This window comes from Oleiphilus sp. HI0066 (assembly GCF_001635725.1).
Genome location: NZ_LWFH01001209.1, coordinates 1 through 1,382 on the forward strand (window position 1 = coordinate 1; position 1,382 = coordinate 1,382).

2 protein-coding genes are annotated in these 1,382 nt (G+C 42.3%); both read right to left on the reverse strand.

Features of this window, described 5'->3' with window-relative positions; genetic code table 11:
• A partial coding sequence (locus A3738_RS16555; RefSeq protein ID WP_197473893.1) for an MASE1 domain-containing protein occupies window positions 1-406 on the reverse strand: 406 nt, incomplete at its 3' end.
• A gap of 134 nt (window positions 407-540) precedes the next feature.
• Window positions 541-1,020: a helix-turn-helix domain-containing protein gene (locus A3738_RS16560; RefSeq protein ID WP_068477966.1), complete on the reverse strand. Its 480-nt coding sequence runs from the start codon at window positions 1,018-1,020 to the stop codon at window positions 541-543.
• Window positions 1,021-1,382 lie beyond the last annotated feature (362 nt).

The window sequence follows — 1,382 nt, forward strand, 5'->3', positions numbered from 1 at the left end:
GCGAGGCGAGGATTTCTTCGCTTCTTGCAAAATGTCTTATTAACTCCGCGGCCACAACAATGCTGATGACATCGCCCAAACCATTCATCGATGCAGAGGCAATCGCATTAAATATGGTAGAGAATGATTTAGTGGAAAAATAAGCCCAAATGTTTCCTAAAAACGCACCTAAGAAAACGCCTGGCCATATGTGGGGGCCGTATCGTAAGGCTACTGCCATCAGCACGCCAGAAGGTATCCAAACGGGCGTTACATTGGAGGGCTCAATAGCGAATGTTTGTCCTAGTCGTGCAAAAACAACGTAGATGGTAGCGATGACGACAACTTCGGATAAACGAATGTCTCGAAGCCAAGCTTTAGAAATTATGCCGGAAGAAGCATGAGCATCTTGCAGAGAACTGGTCACTATTTTAAGCACGAAAGTTATATCAATTAAATTGTTGCTAACTTTCTAATCTATTGGAGCAGTGCCCCTTTGATTGCTCAAGTGAATAACATGCTTTGCTTGAGTTAGGTCATTTGTCTAAAAAATAATCAGCCTTAAGCCTTGATATTAGAGGTTAGTTTTTTGGTCACTCCTGGCCCTGCAAGCGCATCGATGTCTCTTGCGTGAATGTCGTCGCCACAACAATCGCACACAAATTTTGGTTGAGTGATCTCTCCGCATGATTTATGTCGATAAATAACGGGCGCTCCGTCTTCGTCTGAAAGCCACTTATCTCCCCAGAGCGCAACGCTCATCAGAATGGGATAGAGCTCTAAGCCTTTGTCGGTTAAACGGTATTCGAATCGCTTTGCAGAGTCATCGTAAGGAACTTTGGTGAGTATGCCTTCATCAACGAGTCTTGTAAGTCGATCAGATAAGCGGTGTTTGGTGATGCCTAAGGCCTTTTGAAAATCTGAAAAACGCCTAACTCGACGGAAGCACTCGCGAATAATTAGCAGCGTCCAGCGGTCGCCAAAAATAGCTAGACCACGAGCCATAGAACAGTTTTGCGATTCGATGTCTTCCCACTTCATAGATGCTTCTCTTAGTGAAATCAGAGTATTAATTGTTCAATTTCGTAAATTATAGGTTGAAAAGTTCCATTTTAGAACCTATATTGTGAGTCAAGGTTCCAATATGGAACTACATGAAGGCTTATGCCTTGCAGTTGTAGACGCAGTATCAATATTACATTGCGCAAAGTTAGTGAAACTTATTGATTAAATGAGGTAGCTGCGATGAGTTTATTTAGTTTGATTTTGAGATTTTTTGATCAGGACTTTACCTTGAATGCATCGGATCTAGATCTCAATGAGCATGATATGGATGAATTGATGCTATAAGGTTAGATGTTTATGAGTTCAGTAGTTCGGGCGTACATACAACCCTGAGTGCG

What these genes read in the sequence shown, in the direction of transcription:
- A3738_RS16560 (WP_068477966.1), bottom strand. Translation starts at nt 1,020, where the DNA reads ATGAAGTGGGAAGACATCGAATCGCAAAACTGTTCTATGGCTCGTGGT.